General features: G+C 37.4%; 22 protein-coding genes and 2 other annotated features (1 of these 24 cut by a window edge). Of the genes, 17 read left to right on the forward strand and 5 right to left on the reverse strand.

The genetic code is table 11. The features are described 5' to 3' along the window. Nucleotides 1-192, forward strand: a binding site (T-box leader) (it extends 74 nt beyond the left edge of the window). A gap of 193 nt (nucleotides 193-385) precedes the next feature. After that, on the forward strand, nucleotides 386-2020 hold the full coding sequence (gene metG, locus ACZ11_RS01955) for a methionine--tRNA ligase (protein ID WP_049663184.1): 1635 nt from the start codon (nucleotides 386-388) through the stop codon (nucleotides 2018-2020). Between the two features lie 91 nt (nucleotides 2021-2111). Here metG and ACZ11_RS01960 read toward each other — a convergent pair whose 3' ends face one another. Further along, nucleotides 2112-3683, reverse strand: a complete 1572-nt coding sequence (locus tag ACZ11_RS01960) for a 2-isopropylmalate synthase (protein WP_049663186.1) — start codon at nucleotides 3681-3683, stop codon at nucleotides 2112-2114. A gap of 141 nt (nucleotides 3684-3824) precedes the next feature. Next, nucleotides 3825-4061 (reverse strand) — a binding site (T-box leader). A 177-nt stretch (nucleotides 4062-4238) separates the two neighbouring features. Next, nucleotides 4239-4391, reverse strand: a complete 153-nt coding sequence (locus ACZ11_RS26490) for a hypothetical protein (protein WP_169776062.1) — start codon at nucleotides 4389-4391, stop codon at nucleotides 4239-4241. A gap of 203 nt (nucleotides 4392-4594) precedes the next feature. Here ACZ11_RS26490 and ACZ11_RS01965 point away from each other — a divergent pair, with 203 nt between their 5' ends. Next, a complete protein-coding gene (locus tag ACZ11_RS01965; protein WP_049663189.1) occupies nucleotides 4595-5344 on the forward strand; it encodes an HAD-IIB family hydrolase in 750 nt (249 codons plus the stop codon). Nucleotides 5345-5654: 310 nt separating this feature from the next. Here ACZ11_RS01965 and ACZ11_RS01970 read toward each other — a convergent pair whose 3' ends face one another. After that, entirely contained in the window at nucleotides 5655-7349 is a 1695-nt protein-coding gene (locus ACZ11_RS01970; protein ID WP_049663192.1) for a methyl-accepting chemotaxis protein, read from the reverse strand. Between the two features lie 312 nt (nucleotides 7350-7661). Between ACZ11_RS01970 and ACZ11_RS01975 the strand changes: the two genes are divergently transcribed. The 5 genes from ACZ11_RS01975 (at nucleotide 7662) to ACZ11_RS01995 (ending at nucleotide 10895) form a co-directional block, all read left to right on the forward strand. Further along, nucleotides 7662-8156 carry a DUF1648 domain-containing protein gene (locus ACZ11_RS01975; RefSeq protein WP_049663194.1) on the forward strand — a complete coding sequence of 165 codons (495 nt, stop codon included), beginning with the start codon at nucleotides 7662-7664 and terminating at the stop codon, nucleotides 8154-8156. Nucleotides 8157-8280: 124 nt separating this feature from the next. Then, a complete protein-coding gene (locus tag ACZ11_RS01980; RefSeq protein WP_049663196.1) occupies nucleotides 8281-8937 on the forward strand; it encodes a YdeI/OmpD-associated family protein in 657 nt (218 codons plus the stop codon). 56 nt (nucleotides 8938-8993) lie between these two features. After that, nucleotides 8994-9431, forward strand: coding sequence for a DUF1801 domain-containing protein (locus ACZ11_RS01985; RefSeq protein WP_049663198.1), 438 nt, complete (start codon nucleotides 8994-8996; stop codon nucleotides 9429-9431). Next, complete coding sequence (locus ACZ11_RS01990) at nucleotides 9428-9805, forward strand: VOC family protein (protein WP_049663201.1); 378 nt, start codon at nucleotides 9428-9430, stop codon at nucleotides 9803-9805. Before ACZ11_RS01985 ends, ACZ11_RS01990 begins: the two co-directional genes overlap by 4 nt. A 109-nt stretch (nucleotides 9806-9914) precedes the next feature. Further along, nucleotides 9915-10895 carry a GNAT family N-acetyltransferase gene (locus ACZ11_RS01995; RefSeq protein WP_049663202.1) on the forward strand — a complete coding sequence of 327 codons (981 nt, stop codon included), beginning with the start codon at nucleotides 9915-9917 and terminating at the stop codon, nucleotides 10893-10895. Between the two features lie 52 nt (nucleotides 10896-10947). Here ACZ11_RS01995 and ACZ11_RS02000 read toward each other — a convergent pair whose 3' ends face one another. Beyond that, a complete protein-coding gene (locus tag ACZ11_RS02000) occupies nucleotides 10948-11385 on the reverse strand; it encodes an Rrf2 family transcriptional regulator (protein WP_049663205.1) in 438 nt (145 codons plus the stop codon). Between the two features lie 190 nt (nucleotides 11386-11575). Here ACZ11_RS02000 and hmpA point away from each other — a divergent pair, with 190 nt between their 5' ends. Then, a complete protein-coding gene (hmpA, locus tag ACZ11_RS02005; protein ID WP_049663207.1) occupies nucleotides 11576-12742 on the forward strand; it encodes an NO-inducible flavohemoprotein in 1167 nt (388 codons plus the stop codon). Between the two features lie 64 nt (nucleotides 12743-12806). Here hmpA and ACZ11_RS02010 read toward each other — a convergent pair whose 3' ends face one another. Further along, nucleotides 12807-13640 carry a MetQ/NlpA family ABC transporter substrate-binding protein gene (locus ACZ11_RS02010; RefSeq protein WP_049663210.1) on the reverse strand — a complete coding sequence of 278 codons (834 nt, stop codon included), beginning with the start codon at nucleotides 13638-13640 and terminating at the stop codon, nucleotides 12807-12809. Nucleotides 13641-14189: 549 nt separating this feature from the next. Here ACZ11_RS02010 and ACZ11_RS02020 point away from each other — a divergent pair. From ACZ11_RS02020 to ACZ11_RS02060, 9 genes are all read left to right on the forward strand, one after another. Next, complete coding sequence (locus ACZ11_RS02020; protein ID WP_049663215.1) at nucleotides 14190-15659, forward strand: 4-hydroxyphenylacetate 3-hydroxylase family protein; 1470 nt, start codon at nucleotides 14190-14192, stop codon at nucleotides 15657-15659. Further along, nucleotides 15622-17037 (forward strand): 4-hydroxyphenylacetate 3-hydroxylase N-terminal domain-containing protein, encoded by a 1416-nt coding sequence (locus ACZ11_RS02025; RefSeq protein WP_049663218.1) that lies wholly within the window; start codon nucleotides 15622-15624, stop codon nucleotides 17035-17037. Before ACZ11_RS02020 ends, ACZ11_RS02025 begins: the two co-directional genes overlap by 38 nt. A gap of 16 nt (nucleotides 17038-17053) precedes the next feature. After that, nucleotides 17054-18097, forward strand: a complete 1044-nt coding sequence (locus ACZ11_RS02030; RefSeq protein ID WP_049663220.1) for an LLM class flavin-dependent oxidoreductase — start codon at nucleotides 17054-17056, stop codon at nucleotides 18095-18097. Between the two features lie 16 nt (nucleotides 18098-18113). Continuing rightward, entirely contained in the window at nucleotides 18114-19166 is a 1053-nt protein-coding gene (locus ACZ11_RS02035; RefSeq protein WP_049663222.1) for an LLM class flavin-dependent oxidoreductase, read from the forward strand. 359 nt (nucleotides 19167-19525) lie between these two features. Continuing rightward, complete coding sequence (locus tag ACZ11_RS02040) at nucleotides 19526-20587, forward strand: YeeE/YedE family protein (RefSeq protein WP_049663224.1); 1062 nt, start codon at nucleotides 19526-19528, stop codon at nucleotides 20585-20587. Nucleotides 20588-20604: 17 nt separating this feature from the next. Next, complete coding sequence (locus ACZ11_RS02045; protein WP_049663225.1) at nucleotides 20605-20829, forward strand: sulfurtransferase TusA family protein; 225 nt, start codon at nucleotides 20605-20607, stop codon at nucleotides 20827-20829. A 256-nt stretch (nucleotides 20830-21085) separates the two neighbouring features. Continuing rightward, complete coding sequence (locus tag ACZ11_RS02050; protein ID WP_049663227.1) at nucleotides 21086-21346, forward strand: metal-sensitive transcriptional regulator; 261 nt, start codon at nucleotides 21086-21088, stop codon at nucleotides 21344-21346. A gap of 42 nt (nucleotides 21347-21388) precedes the next feature. Continuing rightward, complete coding sequence (locus tag ACZ11_RS02055; RefSeq protein ID WP_049663229.1) at nucleotides 21389-21730, forward strand: rhodanese-like domain-containing protein; 342 nt, start codon at nucleotides 21389-21391, stop codon at nucleotides 21728-21730. 12 nt (nucleotides 21731-21742) lie between these two features. Beyond that, on the forward strand, nucleotides 21743-22039 hold the full coding sequence (locus ACZ11_RS02060; RefSeq protein WP_049663231.1) for a rhodanese-like domain-containing protein: 297 nt from the start codon (nucleotides 21743-21745) through the stop codon (nucleotides 22037-22039). Nucleotides 22040-22085: the final 46 nt, after the last annotated feature.

Consider the following 22085-nt stretch of genomic DNA (forward strand, 5'->3'; position numbering starts at 1 on the left):
ATGCCCCCTTTTGAAAATGACCTTTGAGCTTCGTACCGAAAGCAAGTTTGCGAGTAGATTACGACGAGATGGGCACTCGTTACAACAGCGGCAGTATCTTTCATTCCTTTTAAGATGGAACGTACTGATGGAGGCAAATAGTGTGAGCTATTTGTAAATATAGGTGGTAACACGGGTATACTCGTCCTAATCAATTTTGATTAGGGCGTTTTTTTTTTATCTTCATTCAGGGCTTACCTGAATAAAGATAAAACCTCCGGCGGATGTCATGGATTTTAAAAGGAAGAATTGTGCTAGCACAATTCAAAATCCAGACGGCAATTACGCCAAGGCGCAATTGATTTACAATTTTTTTGTACAATTTTTTCGAGGGGAGCAACTTAGGATGACAATCGTTATTGGAGGCGCGTGGCCATATGCAAATGGTTCTTTGCATTTAGGGCATGTTGCCGCATTATTACCAGGTGATATTTTGGCTAGATATTATCGACAAAAGGGCGAGAAGGTATTGTATGTTTCGGGAAGTGACTGTAATGGCACGCCGATTTCTATTCGGGCTGCACAGGAAAATACGACAACGGAAGCAATTGCTAATCATTATCACGAGGAGTTTTCAAGATGCTTCAATGATTTAGGATTTACCTATGATTTGTATACGAGAACCGACGCTCAGCATCATCATGAATCTGTTCAAACAATTTTTTTGCAGCTACTAGCGAACAATTTTTTATACAAAAAGAAAATTGAACAAGCATATTGTGAAACGGACAAGCAGTTTTTGCCGGACCGATTTGTAGAGGGAATTTGTCCAAACTGTGGAGCGAAGGCACGCGGTGACCAATGTGATAATTGCTCAACAATTTTAGACCCACTCGATTTAATCGATAAACGTTGTAAAATTTGTGGGAATGAGCCAATTATAAGGGAGACAGAGCACTTCTATTTTGCATTTAGTCAGTTTCAAGGGAGGCTGGAAACTTATTTAGCAGAAGCAAAGGCAGAAAAACGCTGGAGGGACAATGCTTTAGGTTTGACAGAGCGTTACTTGGCAGAAGGGGTCCCTGACCGTGCGGTAACAAGAGATTTACCAAATGGTATAGATGTGCCCGTACCAGGTTTTGAAGGTAAAAAAATATATGTGTGGATTGAAGCAGTAGCAGGTTACTTAACAGCGAGTATTGAATGGGCGAAGCAGCATCAAATAGCGATTGAAGATTTGTGGAATGAAGAAACGATTTCGTATTATGTGCATGGTAAAGATAATATTCCGTTCCATACTGTTATATGGCCAGCTATTCTTATGGGGATAGGAGCGAAGGCCTTACCTACACATATTGTATCGAACGAATATTTAACATTAGAAAAACGAAAATTATCGACGAGCCAAAACTGGGCGGTATGGGTGCCTTATATTTTGAGTCGATACGATGCAGATTCTATTCGTTATTTTTTAACAATGAATGCACCAGAAAATCGCGATACTGATTTCTCTTGGCGAGAATTTATTTATAGTCATAATGGCGAATTACTTGGCGCTTACGGTAATTTTGTTAATCGAACATTGAAGTTTTTAGAAAAATCAGTTGATCGTCAAGTGCCTCATGCCGAGATAGATGACACTATTCGAAAACAAACAATTCAGCTGTTTAATGAAGTTGGGATTCATATAGAAGCGGGGCATTTTAAACAAGCTTTAGAAGCTATTTTTGAATACATTCGTGGAGCTAATCGATATTTTGACGAACAGCAGCCGTGGCTACAGGTGAAAGAGAATGTGGAGGCTGGCAACCGAACACTTGCAACGTGTGTTTATATTATTGCTAATCTTGGACAGCTGTTACATCCATTTTTACCGTTTTCAGCAGAGAAGGTGAGAAAAATGTTAGGTATCAATGAAGTGATGTGGCATGAGCAAGTGGAGTTACCAACAAGCATTGGCGAAGTGACACCACTATTTGAACGTCTTGATGTTGAATTAATTGAAGAGGAATATCAAAAGTTAGTGGAGGGCAGCCAATAGGAAAAATGAAAGCAGTATGACTCAATATTGTCATACTGCTTTTAACTTCTTTCCGAAAGCATTGTTTATCTGTAGCGACAGCTACAATTATTTAATTCATAACAGGCGTTAATCTAGCAACAACAATACTATTGATAGCATTAATATAAGCTAGCGCACTCGCTTTTAAAATATCTGTATCCGCAGCTTTTGCGATATACTTTTCACCTTCATGCTCGATTGTAATTTTTACTTTACCAAGAGCTTCTTTACCACGAGATACACTATTGATATTATACTCTACAAGTTTCACATCGATATTTGTAATTTCTGCGATGGCTGAATATAGGGCATCAATTGGACCTGAGCCAACCGCACTTGCTTTAAATATCTCGTCACCTTTACGTACTCTCACACTTGCTGACGGAAAGCTTGCATTGCTGACGACTTGTAAATCATCAAAGTCAAAGAATTGATCACTATAATGAGTGGCATTAGCATGGTTTGCGTCATGTTTTTCATAATAGCTTTCCACAATAACATATAAATCGTGATCATAAACTTCTTTCTTTGCATCAGCCAGCTTTAAAAAGCCTTCGAAGATTCCTTCAAATTCATCTGCTGAAAGATTGGAAAAGCCAAGTTTTTCAAGGGCATTTTTCACCGCGTGACGCCCAGAGCGAGCTGTAAGGACTAGCTCCATATCGTCAAGACCTACATCTTCTGGATGTACAATTTCATAGGCATCACGAGATTTTAGAAGGCCGTCTTGATGAATACCAGAGGAATGGGCAAAAGCATTATCTCCAGTAATCGCTTTGTTTACTTGTACGTCTAAGCCCATAAAGCTTGAAACAAGACGAGACGTATTCATAATTTCTCTTGTGTTGATACGTGTCTCTGCATTGTATACAGAACTGCGTGTCTTCAACGCCATAACGACTTCTTCTAATGCTGCATTTCCTGCACGTTCGCCAATGCCGTTAATTGTACATTCTACTTTATCCGCGCCGTTTTTAATCGCAGCTAGTGTGTTCGCAGTAGCCATACCAAGGTCATTATGGCAATGAACACTCAACAAAACGCTATCGTCTAGGTTTTTCATACGCTCATTTAGTTTATAAATCATCGCTCCGAATTCTTCTGGTTCTGCAAAGCCGACTGTGTCAGGTACATTAATCATAGTTGCACCAGCCTTCATGACGGCTTCGATTGTTTTCCAAAGATACTCGAAATCTGAACGTGATGCGTCTTCTGTTGAATATTGGACTTGTGGTAGCAGCGTTTTTGCATACTTTACCGCATCAACGCCAATCTGTAGAATTTGATCCTTGGATTTGCTAAATTTTTTCTCAACATGAATATCTGAAGTACCAAGCACCATATGAATCATCGGATTTTCAGCGTATTTTACAGCGTTATAAACAGCATCAATATCTGCCTGTACGGCACGAGCTAAAGCGGTAATCATAATGTCATTTGTATTTCCGACTTTTTGTGCGACAGCTTTAACTGCATCAAAATCTCCTTGTGATGAAGCCGGGAAACCAGCTTCGATAATATCGACGCCTAATTTTTTGAGTTGCTGTGCAATCTCTACTTTTTCGTATAAATTCAGTTTTGCACCAGGCACTTGCTCGCCGTCACGTAAAGTTGTATCAAACACCCAAATTTTTCTTCCCATTTTCAAACACTCCTTTTGTTGTAGTTGTCATTATATTGATATTGTCTCTGCTTTGAACCGTTAGCTCTGTTAGAGACGAAATCCACACCTAGGCCAATAAACTTTTTGGAATCAATAAAAAAACCCGCCTCTATATAAAAATATAGAGACGAGTTATGCTCGCGGTACCACTCTAATTGACCTTCTCTTTACAGAAAAAGTCCCCTTATCGACAGCTGTCACTGTCTATCCCGTTAACGGAGGAAACCGACGTCCCTTACTCAAAATTCAGGGAGTGGCTCATGGACGAGTTCAAAATGTGTGCCTATCGGTTTACACCAACCACCGACTCTCTACAAGTACACTTGCATTTCTACTATTTCCAATCTTGGCCTACAATAATGTGTTGTTGAAAGCAATAATACTTGGATATTGTTGGTTTGTCAATAATATTCTAAAAATTATTTCTTTTCTGTCTTATGTAATGGCAGTACCTTATTATGGATTCGAACCTTTAATAATATTAAAAAAACTCCCTTATATTTGGCTGATCTCTGAAATTTTGGGATGGCGTTGTTAAAACGTATGCCATGATTGGAGTGGAGGCTGGGCGACTCCTTGGGGATTAGCAATAGCGGATCGAAGGCTAAAACCATCACGTCCTGTGATAACGCCTTCGTGACCAACATCCTGCTGCTGACGCTTCGTTAGCACTACGCTTTCGCGCAAAAGACATCTGTTGGCCCAAGCGGCTCATCGGACGCCCCCAGGAAGCTCTGCTCTGCGCGAAAGCGAAGCGGCAGCGATAAAAGCGCCCAGGCGGAACGGAAATCAACCCTACGTTTTGATAATAATTAATATTTCCCGCAATTAATGTAAATATTTATGAGATAATATTTGGGTAATTAACAGTTTAGAAAGAAGGCGTGACTATGAAATTTGTATTTGATTTAGACGGTACGATTTGTTTTAAGGGTCAACCATTAAGTAAGGGAATTACTAATGCTCTAGAAGCTTGCATCGGGAATGGCCATGAAATCATTTTTGCATCAGCTCGTCCAATTCGTGATTTATTACCTGTATTACCGGAAACAATGCGGAAATTTTCAATGGTAGGGGGAAATGGTGCATTTGTTGCACGGAACGGGGAAACTGTTGAGGTAACTGCATTTGCAGGGGGAATTGTAGAAGAGATTCAAAACATTATTTCAGCATTTCAACTACCGTATTTAGTTGATGGTGATTGGGATTATGCGTATACAGGTAGTGAGGCACATCCGATTTATCAAAATTTAGATCCACTAAAGCTTGCGAAAAATGTGTCATTACATGAGCTAAAAGATATCGTAAAAATTGTTTTATTTCCTGGAGAGCAACATAAAGAAATATTGGCTGAATTACAGAAATTACCGATATCGGTGTATGAACATACATCAGAAAATATTGTAGATATGAGCCCGAATGGAATTGATAAATGGAATGGCTTAATGAAATTAGGTGTTGCTGAAGGTGGATTTATCGCGTTTGGGAATGATGCGAACGATGCATCCATGTTTGTAAAGGCGAAGGAAAGCGTTTGTGTAGGTGTGCATAAAGTACGTGAGCTTGCATCTTTACATGTACCAAGTGAGGAAACAGCAGTGATCAAGATGCTAGATGTGTTAAATGAAAAGTACAAATAAGAGATGACATCAATGGATTTACGTAATGTGTTAAAACTTTTGCATGAGACGGAAGGCTTGAAACGTGAGCTACGACATAGTGGCTTTCAGAAGGAAGACAGGAAAGTGTAGTGGAGGCATACATAGCGAGTAGCATTATGTCGATGGTACCGCAAAAATATCAGCTATCCAATAAATGATATCATTAAAATATACTAGATTTAAAAGATATAAAAAAGTTATCCTCTCCCGAATTGTATTTAATAACCTAATACAATTCGGGATGGATAATCGATAACTTTAATAAAACAAGCTTCTTGAAAAAGATTTTTTACTCCACTTTAAAACGCGAAACCTGTGTTTGTAATTCTTCGGCCATATTTGATAGTGTAGCAGCAGAAGCGGCAACTTCTTCAATAGTCGCTAGTTGTTCCTCAGAAGCAGAAGCTACATTTTGTAGATTTGAAGAAGACATCTGTGCGATTGTTGCAATTTCATCGAAGGATGCGTAAATTTGCTCAGCACTCGATGACATTTCCTCTGAAACTGTTGTTGCTTCTTGAATTTGATGGGATACTTGTTCGATCAGTTCAACGATTTTAGAGAAGCCTTCCTCAGCTACCTTAACCACTCGCATACCCACTTGTACCTCTTGTGTACCAGTATCCATAACAGTTACGGCACGGTTTGTATCCTGTTGTATTTCTGAAATCAGACTTGCAATCTGTTCAGCAGATTGCTTAGATTGATCTGCTAATTTCTTCACTTCATCAGCTACTACTGCAAAGCCGCGACCATGATCCCCTGCACGTGCTGCCTCAATTGCGGCATTTAGTGCTAGTAAATTTGTTTGCTCTGCGATATCCGTGATAAGACCAATAATATTACCAATTTCAATGGAATGATTTCCTAAATTTTTCACAACGCTAGCAGATTCTAAAACAGCTGCATTAATTGTGTCCATCTGTGTAATAACACGGTGTAGCGATTCATTTCCTTTATTAGCTTCAGTATTTGTTTCTATGGCAAGCTCTGAAACGGCAGCTGTCGTCGCAGCCAATTGTTGAATGCCTCTTGTCATAGTTTTCATAGCTGCTGAACTTTCAGTAGCATTTTTCCCTTGCGCCTCGGAGCCACTTGCAACTTCTTGTATAGAGGAAGTAATTTGTTCGGTCGCTTGGATTGTTTGTTCAGCGCTTGCGGTTAATTCAGCAGCAGAACCACTTACTTGCACAGAGTTATGACGTACATTTGTAATAAGGTCCTTTAAATTTACCGCCATTTGATTAAAGGCAAGTGCTAAATCACCTACCTCATCACGATTCTTAATGTGAATTTGCTCAGCTGTTAAATCGCCATCAGCAATCTTTTTCGCAGTTTTTGCCATACTTTTGATAGGGCGAGAAATAAGGCTTCCCATGACCATAGCAATGATGAGACTGATAACAACAGCAAAGATGCCAAGAATAATCATTTGGAATTTAATGGATTCAATTTCTTTAGATGTAGCAGCGATATTTTCTTTTATATATTCATCTTGATAGTTAGCGAGGTTAGCTACACGTTCATCGAATTGTTTATTAATTAGGCGGCCTTGTGAACTATCAAGCTTTTCGTATTGCTCTGTTTCTCCGGCATCCTTTAATGCAAACATTCGATCTGCGAACTTTTGGACATCTTGCTCGCTTTTATTGATTGCCTCTAATAATTCAATAGATTTTTGAGAATCGAACGAAGCCTTTAATTCATCATATTTCTTTTTAAATTCTTCACGCGAAGCCTTATTACTTTGAAAATTTTGCTTGTCCCCAAGTAATAGATATCCTCTCATATTTGCAATTTCTTGTTTAGCAATTGCGCGTAGCTCTTGAATACTAATAGATTTAGTCGTTTGCTCTTCGAGTAACACACGATATGTCTTGTTAACGGAACTAAGCTGTTTAAAATTTAATCCGATTGTGCCAACTAATACTAAAATAACAATAAAAAAACCGAGTACTAACTTCTTGTAGATAGTAAATCGCATAGTTGTTGTTTCCTTTCTCAGTAATTTAGTAGAAATGTTACAAAAAAATGAAATATGTATATACCATTTATATCAGATTATATGAATTTTACAAAGTATTATGAGTATTTTTACATTAATTGATAGAATCAAAAAAGGAAGTAAATTGTAGATAGAATGATAAAAAAAGTAGAATAAATTGCCGATTGAATGTTGGTGAAAGCGGATATTTACTGATGTAACATTAGCAATTATGACAATTTTCACAAATTTGAAACTTAATGAATTGTAGTAACGTAGAATGGATAAAGGAATAAGCAAGGAAGTGGGAAGATGTATAGGCCAATTTTGAAATTGCCGAAAACGAAATATGAAAAGATTTGGGATTATATCGGTGGCGGGTTATTTGTACTGTCCATTCTTTATATTTTTGTAATGTGGGGCAACCTCCCCGAAGAGATTCCAGGTCATTTTAATGGAGCAGGAGAAGTTGATCGTTGGGGTTCAAAAATAGAGTTACTTATCCTTCCGTTCATCGGACTATTTCTATGGATCTTGCTAGGGTTGCTTGAAAAAGCTCCTCATATGCATAATTACCCGGCACGCTTAAACGAAAGTAATGTAGAGGCATTTTATTTGAATAGCCGAAAAGGATTGAATGAAATAAAAAACCTCTGTCTAATTTTATTTGCAGCTATATCATTCCAAATGATACGTATTGCACTAGGGGAGGCAGAGAATATCGGTTGGTGGTTCTTACCAATCGTGCTAATTGTAATAGCCATTCCGATTATTAAAGGAATAGTGGCGACTACAAAAATAAAGTAGTTGTAAACTTTTAACGCTCGAGAAAATTGTTCGAGCGTTTTTTTGTACGAAAATTTCACTAAATCAGCTATACTATCAAAACTAAGAGAAAATTGTATTGATAATTAGAAGAGGTGTCAAAACTATGCAAAAGAAATTTAAAATTAAGGATGGACTGTCCATTGCCATTCATAATCAACCACAGGAGATGCAATTAGAGGGAATATCCCAAACAGGAAATGCACCTTATGATCGAATAATTGCCTTTGTGTTTAATATAGATGAAATGGTAATGTATTTACAGAATGCACTAAAGTTAAACACTCTTACGGAACAAGGCTATTTATTTTTTGTTTATCCGAAAAAGGGGAATAAGAAGTATGAACAGTTTATTCATCGCGATGAAATCTTCCCAGCAATTCAAGTGGACGAGGAAAAATACATTGTTGGCAGTGATTATAAATTTGCAAGTCTTATGTCGTTAGATGAGACATTTTCTATATTAAGTATAAAGAGAGATGGTAAGGGACGCGGCAAGAAGAAGACAGCGAGCAGTCAGTGCGTTAGTGACTATGAAGGTGTGATTCCTCAATTGCGTGATTCACTTGCGGAAAATCAGTATGATTTAACATTTTATGATGGATTAACACCGGGTTATCAAAAGGACTGGGCTCGTTATATCTATAGTGCGAAAAAGGAAGAGACGCAAGTTGTACGCTTAGAAGAGATGCGTGAAATTATTAGATTGGGCTACAAAACAAAGGAATTATACCGTAAGGCAAAGGCCGAGGGTAAAGCATAAATAACATATAAAGATATACACTTGGCAATAATACTATGTTGAAAAGGGGACAGAGTATGAAAAACACTTATATTGAGCAAGTAGATGAAAAATGGCAGGAGGGCTTTGCTAAACTTGTAGATGTGGTAGAAAGCAATTTACCAGAGGGTTTTGAAGAAAATATGTATTATGACATGATAAGCTATGTTGTCCCGTTATCTACTTATCCGAAGGGCTACCATTGTACCCCGAATACTCCGTTACCCTTTATAAGTCTTGCTGCACAAAAACGTCATATTGCAGTGTATCATATGGGCATTTATGCAGATCAAGCGTTACTCTCATGGTTCCAGGAGGAGTATGCGAAACGAGTACCGACGAAACTCAATATGGGGAAAAGCTGTATTCGTTTTACAAACACTAAAAATATTCCTTATGATTTAATTGGAGAGCTTGTTTCAAAAATGACACCAGCACAATGGATTACAAAATATGAAGGGGAGTTAAACAAATGAAAAGTGCCACTACATTTTTAATGTTTCAGGGTCAAGCCAATGAAGCGATTCAGCAATATCAACAATGGTTTTCAGAATTACAGGTGGAAAGCTTAACTTATATGGAAGACTCACAACAGGTTGCGATGGCTGTTCTTAATATAAAAGGTTTGAAAATGATGGTGAATGATAGTGTAATAAAGCATAACTTTACATTTACACCGTCAACTTCTATTTTTATGGAATGTGAGTCTGAAGAAGAAATCGACAGTTTAGTTACTCAAATTTTAGAGGGTGGACAAGCGTTAATGCCACTTAATAATTATGGATTTTCTAAGAAATTTGCCTGGATTCAGGATCGTTTCGGTGTATCCTGGCAACTGACGTATAATTGATTTTCAAAAGAAATATATATAAATGGATGAAATAACTTCATTATGGTAGTAAAGAATGATACAAAATCCGTTGCAATAAGGATTTATCATATTAAAAGGAGAATAGCATATGGTAGTAACTTTAGTGAGACACGATATAAAATATGCGGAAGCGATGCATGCACTGTCCTCTATGCCTCAGGTTCGAGATGCACTAGGGTTACCTGCTGGCAAAGTGGAAGATACGATTAATTTTATTAAACGTGAATGTGTGGACGAAGAAGCTGGAAAGACAGTCCCTCGAGTTGTTCTGGATGAGGAAGGACAACTTATTGGTGTGACGGCATTAATGTTTATTGATCACAATAAAAAGAGCTGTCATATTGGCTCATGGCTTGGCTATGAATTCTGGGGAAAAGGCTATAATCTCCAATCAAAAGTTGCGATTTTAGATATTGCATTCTTTGAGTTAGGGCTAGAGCGTGTTTTTGCAGGAGCTAGAAAGGTCAATATACGCTCACAAAAGGCACAGGAAAAGTTGTCATTTATTCGATTAGGAGTTGAGAAGGATTTTCCGCAGGAGCATTCATGGCTAGAGGTCAAAGAAAAGCAGCCATGTGTTTTAAATGTTTTTGAGCGCGAAGATTTTGTTCGATATCGCTCAGCCTTAAAGAAAGTGGAAGGTGTGCGGGAAGACTATTTACCACAATTATTATTAGCTGATGAAAGTGAAGTAGCTGTTCGAGAATATTTAAATGATGGTGAATTATATGAGATTAAATGTGGCGAGCAGTTAGCGGGTGTAGCGTTACTTCTTGAACAGTCTGATACGACAGTTGAGTTAAAAAATATTGCGATTGTACCGAAGTATCAAGGTAAAGGGCTTGGGAAGGAAGCGCTGCGACAAATAACAACAGTTTGTCAATCTCAGGGATATAAAACGATAATAGTTGGAACTGCAAATTCAAGTATTGATAATATTGCCTTCTATCAAAAAGCTGGTTTTCGTATGGAAGCAATTGAAAAAGATTTTTTCAGTAACTACCCAGAGCCAATCTATGAAAATGGAATTCGTGCACTAGATATGATTTTCTTTTCTAAGGCATTGTAAAGTAATATAGACATAAAGAAATACCCGTCCAACTTGAGTTGTGCGGGTATTTTTATTCGCCAAGTAACAATGCCATCAACTTTTCTTTCGAATGTAAAAAATCATCTAGAGTATAGCGATCTAGGACGGCTAAATAGGCTTGTAGTGCTTCATATAATACGCCTTTTAGCTGACATTCTGGTGCAATTTTACATAGATTATTTTCTTTATCAAAGCATTCGACAAGATGAAAATCCTCTTCTGTATGGCGTACTATTTCACCAATTGTAATGGTCTTTGGATCAATTGCTAGGCGAATTCCTCCGCCACGCCCGCGAATCGTTTCAATATAGCCCAATAATCCAAGTTGGTGTGTCACCTTCATTAAATGGTTTTTCGATATATTATAAGCATCTGAAATTTCTTGGATAGTTGATAATTGGCCATCTTCCTTCGCACCTAGGTATATAAGTGTTCGAAGTGAATAATCTGTGTATAAAGTTAAGCGCATAAGAACACCCTACTTTCTATAGTTCCAAATAATTATAGCATTTTTACCTTGAAGTATTATAAATTCAATACTTTTTTAAAGATGTATTTAAAATACATTAATTATGTCCATTTTGTTAAAGATGTATTTTATATATTGCTTTAAGGGATTGATAGCGTTATATTGTAATCACGAAAGGATGGTATGCGATATGTTAAAACAAGAAACAGTACAAATTATTAAAGCAACAGTTCCTGTATTAGAAGTTCATGGAGTGGAAATTACTAAAACGTTTTACAAAAATATGTTTCAAGCTCATCCAGAATTATTAAATATTTTTAACCATACAAACCAAGAAAAAGGTCGTCAGCAAACAGCGTTAGCAAACACAGTTTATGCTGCAGCAGTCCATATTGAAAATTTAGAAGCGATTTTACCAGCGGTAATGTTAATTGCCCATAAACACCGGAGTCTAGGTATTTTACCTGAGCACTATCCAATAGTAGGAGAAAACTTACTAAATGCGATTAAAGAAGTGCTAGGTGATGCAGCAACAGATGACATTATTAATGCTTGGGCTGAAGCATATGGTGTCATTGCGGATATTTTCATTCAAGTAGAAGAAGAGCTATATCAAAAAGCTGAGGGTAATGGCGGATGGCGCTTATTTAAACCGTTGAAAGTGGCGAAAAAAGTAGTAGAAAGTGATCTTGTAACATCTATTTACTTTGAAAATGAAGATGGTTCCCCTCTACCAGCTTATGAGCCTGGTCAATATATCAGTATCCGTGTGAAAGTACCAGGTGAAGAATATTTAATGAACCGTCAATATACACTTTCACAGGCAAGTACTAAAGACGGCTACCGTATTTCGGTAAAACGTGAAAGCGATCATACGCCAAATGGTAAAGTATCTAACTTTATTCACGACGTATTAGAAGTCGGGGATTTAGTAGATGTAAGTGTTCCAGCAGGGCTGTTTGTCTTAGAAGAAACTTCTGCTCCAATTACATTTGTAAGTGGTGGTATCGGTGTAACTCCATTAAACAGTATGCTTCAATCACTAAAAGATGATGCGGCAAATGAAGTGAGCTTTATCCAATGTGCACGCAATGAAAAAGTTGTAGCATTTAGCGATGACATTAAAGAGAAAGTAAATGTGCTTCCAAATGCAACATATACAGCGTTATATTCTGATGAAGATAAGAAAATCACAAAAGAATTATTAGCTGAAAAAGTAGCCAATAATGCAGATGTTTACGTATGTGGACCTGTTGGCTTTATGGAAGCAGTTATTAAAAATTTACATGAGATTGGCGTGAAAGACGAAAAAATTCATTATGAATTCTTTGGTCCAGCAATGCAATTAGCAAAATAAAATTCAAAATTGTGGTGACGTGCTCTTATTTAAAAGCACGTCATCTTTTTATTTTTATAAAGAATTAGTCTTTAAAATAATCTGGTCGGTGAAATCCTTCGTAGTCCTTATTGGATTCAATAAATTTCTGGAAATCTGCAGAATGATATGCTTCAATTAAATCCTTTACAAACTTTTTATCTTTATCCTCAGTGCGAACTGCTAATAGGTTTTGGTATTCGAAGGGTGGGTCCTCTAATGCTAAATTCGATGATAGTTTTCTTCCGGATGACAAAATAAAGTTACCGTTTACAAGTGCAAAATCTACGTCAGACAGTGAACGTGGCAAATGTGCTTGCTCCATTTCAACGAATTCAATGGTGTATACGTATTTAGTGATATCTTGTTTACTCACTGCAATGGGTGAATAATCTTCTTTTAATTCAATCCATCCAAGATCGTCTAAGATTCGTAGGGCACGTGCAATATTAGCTGGATCATTAGGGATTGCTACTGTATATTCTTTATTTTTTTCTAAACTGTCGATAGAATCAAAACGGTCTGAATAGATTCCCATTGGTGCGGTAGGAACTTTAAGTATTTCTGTCAAATCTAAATGCTTCTCTTTTTTAAAGTTTTCCAAATAGGCCGTGTGCTGAAAGATATTAGCATCAATCGAGCCATCTCCTAAAGCGATATTAGGCTGGATAATATTACTGAAATTAATTGTTTCGATTGTGTATCCTTTTTCTTTTAGTATCGGTGCAATGCCATATTGAAATTGGTCGCTGTATGGACCAGGTGTAAAACCTATTTTAATGGTTTTATTTGATGTTTCTTGTGCAGCCCCGTTTGAATCACAAGCTGCTAATACTAATATCAATAGCATGGTACTTAAAAGGAAAAGAAGTTGTTTCATTATTTTGTCCTCCTAGAAAAGTAATATTGACACTGACTACTAGATATAAGCAATAAAAAAACGCGTAAACGACAATTGTTTACACGCCTCCGGTGATTCCGGTCAGTAATTATTTTAATACCAATTGGATTAGTAGGATTATAACAAACGCTTTTTTATAAATCAATAAGATTTTAACTTCTTTCAGTAAATGTCTTTAGCACAAACAAAACACATTGCTGACACTACTCTTTCGCGCAAAAACATTTGCTGGCCTAAAGCCCTTTGGACGCAATTATGCTGATGCATAATTGATAAATGATTTTTAAAATATACTTGACTTATCGGTTTTATTTGGTTTAATATGTAAATTAATTTATATAATGTGGCGACTGAAAAAATCGGAGCTTTGGTTTTAGGACTAAAAGCTCCGATTTTGTTTTTTCGGCCATAAATAATATTCATAGTGACCATAAAAATGGAGCTCTCATTAATGTCTTAAGCGAAGATTTGCGAAGGGGATTTGGTGGGAGCTTTTTGTGTTCATGAAAAAGGAGTTGGAGATAATAAATGTCTTTTAGTGGAAGTTTGAAAGATGGAAGAAGTGTGTGGCTGGACGGAGTAAAAGTGGACGTAACAACTCATCCTGCCTTTACGGGAACATTAGAAACTATCACGTATTTATTAGCGCTTTTAGATGATGAGAACAATCAAAGCATTGCTGGTTTTAAAAGTCCGAAAAGTAATCAATTTGTTCATAGTGCATTTTATATTCCACGTAGCTATGAGGATTTAATAAAGCGTAAGAAAGCATTTGCTCTATGGTCGAATAAAACCTATGGAGTGATGAGCCGTTTATCAGATTATGCTAATTCTCTAATCACCGGATACTATTTGGATCGTCATCAGTTTGCGCAATATGATGCTGGATTCGTTGAAAAAATAACGAAATATTATGAGTTAGCTAGAGACGAACGGCGAATTGTTACTACTGCAATTTTGGATCCACAAATTGATCGTTCGAAACCAGCAGAAGAGCAAGACGAAGATGCATTATTGCGTATTATACGGGAGACCGAGGAGGGGGTAGTTGTACGAGGGGCTAAAATGATTGCAACTGGTGCTCCTTATGCACATGATGTCATTGTCACCTCTCCGCAAAAATTATCACCAAATCAAATAGCGCAAGCAAATATGTTTATTGTGCCATTAAACTTACCTGGACTACAAATCGTTTGTCGAGAATCATTTGCTTCAAATAAAGAGCATCATAAATTAAGTTCGAGATTCGATGAAATGGACGCTGTTTTATTATTTGACGATGTTTTAATTCCGTGGGATAGGGTGCTTATTAAGGGTTCACCTGAGGGCGTGTTGAAAGCTCATCGGCATCAGCAAATCGATGCACTAGCACAGCATCAAACGGTGGTTCGTTTGCTATCAAAATTAGAATTTATTGCTGGAGTTACAACGGCAATAGCTCAATCAATTGGTGCAGATTACTTTCTACATGTTCAGGAGAAAATAGGGGAGCTTTATACACAAATTGATAGTATTGAAGCTTTATTAATTTCATCAGAAAAAGAAGGGCATCTAAATGAGCAGAATGTTTATTTACCTAATATTACTCCATTACAAACAGCAAGAAATTTAGGTACCCATTTCTATGGCCGTGCACTAGATATTTTAAAGCAGATTGGTGCAGGAGGCTTTATTCAATTATCGTCATCTCCGATTCTAGAAAATCATGAATTATACCCATTATTTTCTAAATACTATAAAGGGGCCAAGGTAGATGCACGAACGAAAGAAAATTTATTTAGAATCGGGTGGGAACTTATTGGCAGTCAACTTGGCTCACGCCACGATTTATACGAACGGTTCTACACAGGAGATCCAATCCGCGTTTATGCATTGCAGTATGAAACTTATGATAAGTCCTATTTGAAAAATAAGTTAAATCATTTTTTGAATAATTTGATTGAAAGGGAGGTAACCGAAGATGAATACGCCGATTCCGTATTTGCAGAGGTTGAATAATGGGCGAACAGTTTGGTTAGATGGGGAGATTGTTAATGATTTAGTAAACCATAAGGCTTTTAAAGGGACTGTTCAAACAATACAGCATTTATTAAATTTACAAACAGTGGAGCCGACAAAATCGATTTTAACGTATGAAACGGAAAAAGGTGCAAATGCCCATTTATCTTTTTTAGTTCCAACATCAATCAATGATTTGAAAAGGAAAAGTTTAGCTTATAAATGTTGGGTAGATGAAACATTTGGGGTAATGAGCCGTTTATCCGAATATTCTCGTTCGCAGTTAGTAGGTTGGTATGCAAGTAGACAACAATTAGATGTTTTGTCACCGGGCATTGCAACAAAGCTTGAAAAACTATACGAAGCGGCACGTGATTTAGATTTATTATCAACGGTAGCAGCACATGACCCGCAAAGAAACCGTTCAAAATCTGCAGAAGAGATAGAGCATGGGAAGTTGCGTGTAGTTACTAAAAATGAAGAAGGAATTTTTGTGAGCGGTGCCAAAACAATTGCTACAGCAGCGCCATATGTAGATGAACTGCTCATAACCTCTTATCATAAACGAGGGTTAGACGAAGCAGCAATGGCAAATATATTTTATGTTCCAATCTCAGCTCAAGGGCTACATATGGTATGTCGAGAATCGTTTGCTTCTACTGATACAAGCAACCACCCTTTAAGCTCTCGTTTTGATGAAATGGATGCTGTTTTAATTTTTGATAATGTTCTAATCCCTTGGGAAAGGGTGTTGGTAGCAGAAGATCCTGAATTAGCTTGGAAGCTACGAATTGAAACGGCATCATCCTTGTTAAGTCAGCATCAAACGGTTGTACGCCTGATTAGTAAATTAGAATCGGTCGTAGCAATTGGCAACGAACTAGCGGAAACAGCTGGAGCGACGGAGTTTTTACATGTAAAAGAGAAGTTAAGTGAGCTAATCATACAGTTGGAAACTATAAAGGGTTTATTAAATGCGGCTGAATATGAAGCTATTGAACACAATGGAATTTATCTACCTAAACAACGATTTTTAACGACTGCCCGAAATTTAGGTACACGTTATTATCCACGTGCTTTGGAAATATTACAGCAAATTGGAGCAAGTGGATTACTGCAAGTGCCATCTACTATTCAAGAAATCGATGGGCCAATAGGTGACAAGTTACAGGCGTATTATGGAGGTACACATACAGGTGCATTTGCAAGAACCAAGTTTATTAAACTAGCTTGGGATTTAATAGGTAGTCAGCTTGGAGCGCGTCACGAATTATATGAACGTTTTTATTCAGGTGATCCTGTTCGTACCTTTGCAGCGCAATATCAAAACTATAGTGAAAAGGATCGACTGTTAAAGTTAGTTGAAGAATTTAATTAGGTAAGGAGAGCGTACTATGAAACCACATTTTTATTGGTTTGCTCCTACAAATGGAGATGGAAGGTATTTAGGGTTAAAGCAGCCTGAAAGAGAGCCGACCTTTGAGTATTTAGTAGATGTAGCTCAAACGGCAGAAAAGGCAGGATTTGAAGGGATTTTGATTCCTACAGGTATTCCTTATTTAGATTCATGGCTTGTAGGGTCTGCTATCATTCATCAGACAAAGCATATAAAACCGTTAATTGCATTTAGACCTGGCTTTGTTTCACCGACAGTTGCATCTAAAATGGCAGCAACTTTAGATCAATTTTCGAAGGGAAGAGTGTTGGTCAATGTTGTAACGGGCGGTTCAGAAAAAGAGCTAGCACAAGACGGTGACTATTTATCACATCAACAACGCTATGAACGTACAGATGAATTTTTAACTGTAGTGAAAGAAACATGGCAAGGAGAATCGTTTCATCATGATGGCGAGTTTTTTAATATAACTGAAGGAAAGTTGATTCCTACTCTCTATCAAGAAAAAGGTATTCCTATTTATTTTGGAGGTTCTTCCGATGTGGCTAAGGAAATCGCTGCTAAAGCTGCAGATGTTTATTTGCAATGGGGGGAGCCAATTGCGGGCATTCAGGAGCAAATTCAAGATGTTGAAAATCGGGCTAAAAAGTATAATCGTCAATTAGAGTACGGTATTCGAATTCATATAGTTGTACGGGATACAGAACAAGAGGCTTGGGATGCTGCTTTTAACATTATTAGTAAAATTGAAAACCCTGTACAATCGAATCTTAATCGATATTACGAAACGGTAGATTCCGTGGCTCAAAAAAGAATGAACGTCCTTACTGCTGAAAACGAGCGATTTGATCAATACAGTTGGGCAGGTATCGGGAAAATTCGAAAAGGTGCAGGAACCGCCATTGTTGGTACACCAGAGCAAGTGAAAGCAGGATTGCAAGCGTATATTGATATCGGTGTAACGCACTTTATTTTATCGGGCTTCCCTCATAAAGAGGAAGCGGAAATTTTCGGTGAAAAGGTATTGCCATTATTTGAATAAATGGAGTGATCATTGAATGGAATTTGTTATTTGGGGCGCAAATTTAGCAGGTGGATTTTTACGTTCTAGGATAGAGCAAAATACAGAAGGAAGCTTTGAGTACAATAAAACATTGATAAAATTAGCAGAAAAATTAGATCTAAATGCTGTTTTATTTCCGATTCGATATATAGGGAATATTGGTGGTAATGGTAGTGCTGAAGAAGGACAGCTGGATGCACTAACGATTGCGGCAGCGTTATTTGCTGAAACGAAAAATATTCACTTTATAGCAGCTGTTTTGCCTGGGTTCATCCATCCGGCTACTTTAGCCAAAATAGGTTCAACGATAGACGTCATTTCAAATGGGAGATTTCATATTAATTTAGTGAGTGGCTGGTTTAAAAAAGAACAAGAAACCTTTGGTATTGAGTGGATCAACCACGAAGATCGCTATCGACGTTCAACAGAGTATTTAGAGGTATTGAAAGGTCTTTGGTCACAAGATAACTTTAGCTACGAGGGCGATTTCTATACAATAAAAAATGCGACACTTGCACCAAAACCAATTCAAAAGCCATATCCTCCAATTTATCAAGGTGGTAATTCAGAGGACGCTCAAGTTATGGCGGGCGCGCACAGTGATGTTTATTTTATGAACGGAGCTCCGCTTGTAGAGTTGCAAAAACAGATTGAAAATGTAACAGAGATAGCAAAAAGAAAGGGTCGGACGATAAAATTTGCTGTTAATGCATTTGTGATTGCCCGTAAAACTTCTGAAGAAGCATTCCAAGAATTTCAATCTATTATTGACCATGCCGATGAAGAGGCAATCCAGCAGTTCCAGAATCGCAAAGAAACGTTAGGGATGTGGAAAAATGCCACTCAGTTAAGTGATTTTGTAGCTAATAATGAAGGTTTTCGTACAGGGTTGATCGGTAGTTATGATGAAGTAATGGCTAAATTACAAGAATTAAGTAGCATTGGTATTGAAAAGGTGCTAATTACATTTAAAGAACCGTTAAAGGAATTACCGGAATTTCATGAACATGTTATCACAAAACTGAATAACAGTATTTTTAACCTTTAAAACATTGTAATTCTATAAGTTAAATACAAAATGTGGGGTGTTATAATTACAAAATTTATCGAAGAGATGTATTAGTAAGAAAGGTGTATTTGATGCGTTTCATCCAGCATCCTTGGAGATTCATGCTGGCGATATTTATGGAATTATAGGATATAGAATGCGGGGAATTAGCAAAATAAATATACAGACCCTTGTTATAAGAAGCGGTTATCTGCACTTGTAGCAAGGGTTTTTGCATGCATAGATATGGAAAATTATTAGATTTTTCAAAGTTATAAAAAAAAAGTAATTGAATTCATAGTAAAACAAGTGGTAATATACCTTATAAGAATACTTGGGTATTGGAAGGGGAATGATAAATGGGTCAAATGATTATTACAGGACTTATTTGTGGAGCTTTGCTTGGATTTGTTATGCAGCGGGGGCGTTTTTGCTTAACTGGCGGATTCCGCGATATGTATTTGGCAAAAGATAACCGTATGTTTTACGCATTGCTTATTGCGATAGCAATTCAAAGTGTTGGTGTATATACATTAATTAGTTTGAAGGTGTTTGAATTCAATGCTGGTTCTTTACCAATCGTAGCTGTTATAGTTGGTTCATTTATTTTTGGAATTGGCATTATTTTCGCTGGTGGTTGTGCAACAGGGACTTGGTATCGTGCAGGAGAAGGTTTAATTGGCAGTTGGATTGCGCTAGCTGGTTATATGCTTGTAGCAGCAATGGTGAAATCGGGCGTATTGTTGCCATTGGATAAGGCTATTAAAGAAACGAGCATTGAAAGTAATTCTATTGCCGAGACAATTGGCGTAAACAACTGGTTGATTATAACGATTTTTGTGGTAGTTGTTGCTTTTATCATTTACCGTGAGCTAAAGAAGCCACGATTGAAAATCCCTGGGTTAAAGCCGAAGAAAACGGGATTAGCACATATTTTATTTGAAAAACGTTGGCATCCATTTATTACTGCAACAATTATTGGTGTGATTGCGACTTTAGCGTGGCCATTAAGTGTTGCTACTGGTCGCATAGGTGGGTTAGGCATTACAACACCTTCCGCTAATATTTTGCAATTTTTAGTGACTGGACAAATTAGCTTCATCAACTGGGGTGTTTTCCTAGTACTAGGGATTTTCTTAGGATCATTATTCGCAGCAAAAATGAGTGGTGAATTTAGATTCCGTATTCCAGATACAAAAACAGCGATTAACAGCTTTTGTGGTGGACTTTTGATGGGATTCGGCGCAGGTTTAGCAGGAGGTTGCTCAATTGGTAATGGATTGGTGATGACAGCGATGATGACTTGGCAAGGTTGGATTTCATTAGGGTTTATGATTTTAGGTACATGGACAGCATCTTACTTTGTATTCGTTCGACCAAGTAAAAAAGCTAAGCAAGCCGCTCGCGTAATAACAGCGTAAAAAAGGAGTGTTTTTATATGAAAAGAACATTAGAAGTGATGGGGATGGTTTGTCCATTTCCTTTAGTAGAAGCAAAAGAAGCGATAAAAGACTTAAATTCAGGCGATGAATTAGAAGTGCAATTTGATTGCACGCAAGGTACAGAATCCATTCCTCGTTGGGCTGCTGAAGAAGGGCACGAGGTAACAGAGTATGAACAAGTTGGCGAAGCTGCTTGGACAATAACTATTAAAAAGAAATAAGTCTTCATAAAGTGAATTTAAGCGGGAAATTCGATGATAAAATCGTCGGATTTCTCGCTTTTTTTGTAACTGAAAGATAAGAAAATAAGGGTAACAACCTGAAAGTGACAGATTAAAGCGTTGATAAAAGAGGGAAATGACATTGTAACGATGATTAAAAAAATTAGAGCCTGCATGTTGACATTATACCTAATGGGGTATATTATGAATCACGTAAGCAAGTTCAATCAATCGTTATGAAAGGAGGCGTGATAGTATGGCTTACGGTACAAAAACAGCTAATCGAGTGAAGCGAATAGAAGGTCAATTGCGTGGTGTTTTACGCATGATGGAAGAAGAAAAAGGCTGTAAAGATGTGATTACACAGCTATCGGCCGTGCGTTCTGCGGTTGATCGGACTATTGGAGTAATTGTGAGTGAAAATTTATTGGAATGTGTAACGACTGCTGAAGGGGATGCGGAAAAAGTGAATATAGTCATCCAAGAAGCGATGGATTTAGTCGTGAAAAGCAGATAAATTTATATACCCTAAATAGTATGTGGAAGGAGGCAGTGTTACTTGGGAACGTGGATTTTACTTGCCGTTGTTATAGCGTTTTTCGTTTGGCGAATGAAACCGACGAAAGGAGTGCGGTCAATTTCGGCGGCGCAATTGAAAAATATTTTGCATGATAAGGATAAAGTTTTTATCGATGTCCGTACACCAGCTGAATATAAGGGTCGAAATATCCCGCAATTTAAAAATATGCCACTTGGTTCAAGTTTTGATAAATTACCGAAGGATAAAGAGATAGTGGTCATTTGTCAAAGTGGGATGCGTAGTAGTCAGGCGTGTAAGCAATTAAAAAAGCAAGGATTTGAACGTGTAACAAATGTCCGTGGAGGCATGAGCGCGTATTAGGAGGAGAACGGCATGAAGGAAATTTCAACAAAGGAAGTACAACAAGCTTTAGAGCAAGGTCAGGCAATAAATTTAGTTGATGTACGTGAAGTGGATGAAGTGGAGTCAGGACACATACCGGGAATTATTCATATCCCACTTGGCTTACTTGAGTTTCGTATGCATGAGCTAAATAAAAATGAATCATATGTTATGGTCTGTCGATCAGGTGGTCGTAGTGGCAGTGCTACTCAGTTTTTAGAAAGCCAAGGCTTCAATGTATCCAATATGGTTGGTGGCATGCTTGCTTGGGATGGTGAAGTAAAGTAAGAAGATGCATGGAACCTGTAGCGCTTACTATATTTTTTTAGTAAAA

The sequence above is a fragment of the Lysinibacillus xylanilyticus genome (assembly GCF_001183605.1).
In the GTDB taxonomy this organism is placed as follows: Bacteria; Bacillota; Bacilli; order Bacillales_A; family Planococcaceae; genus Lysinibacillus; species Lysinibacillus xylanilyticus.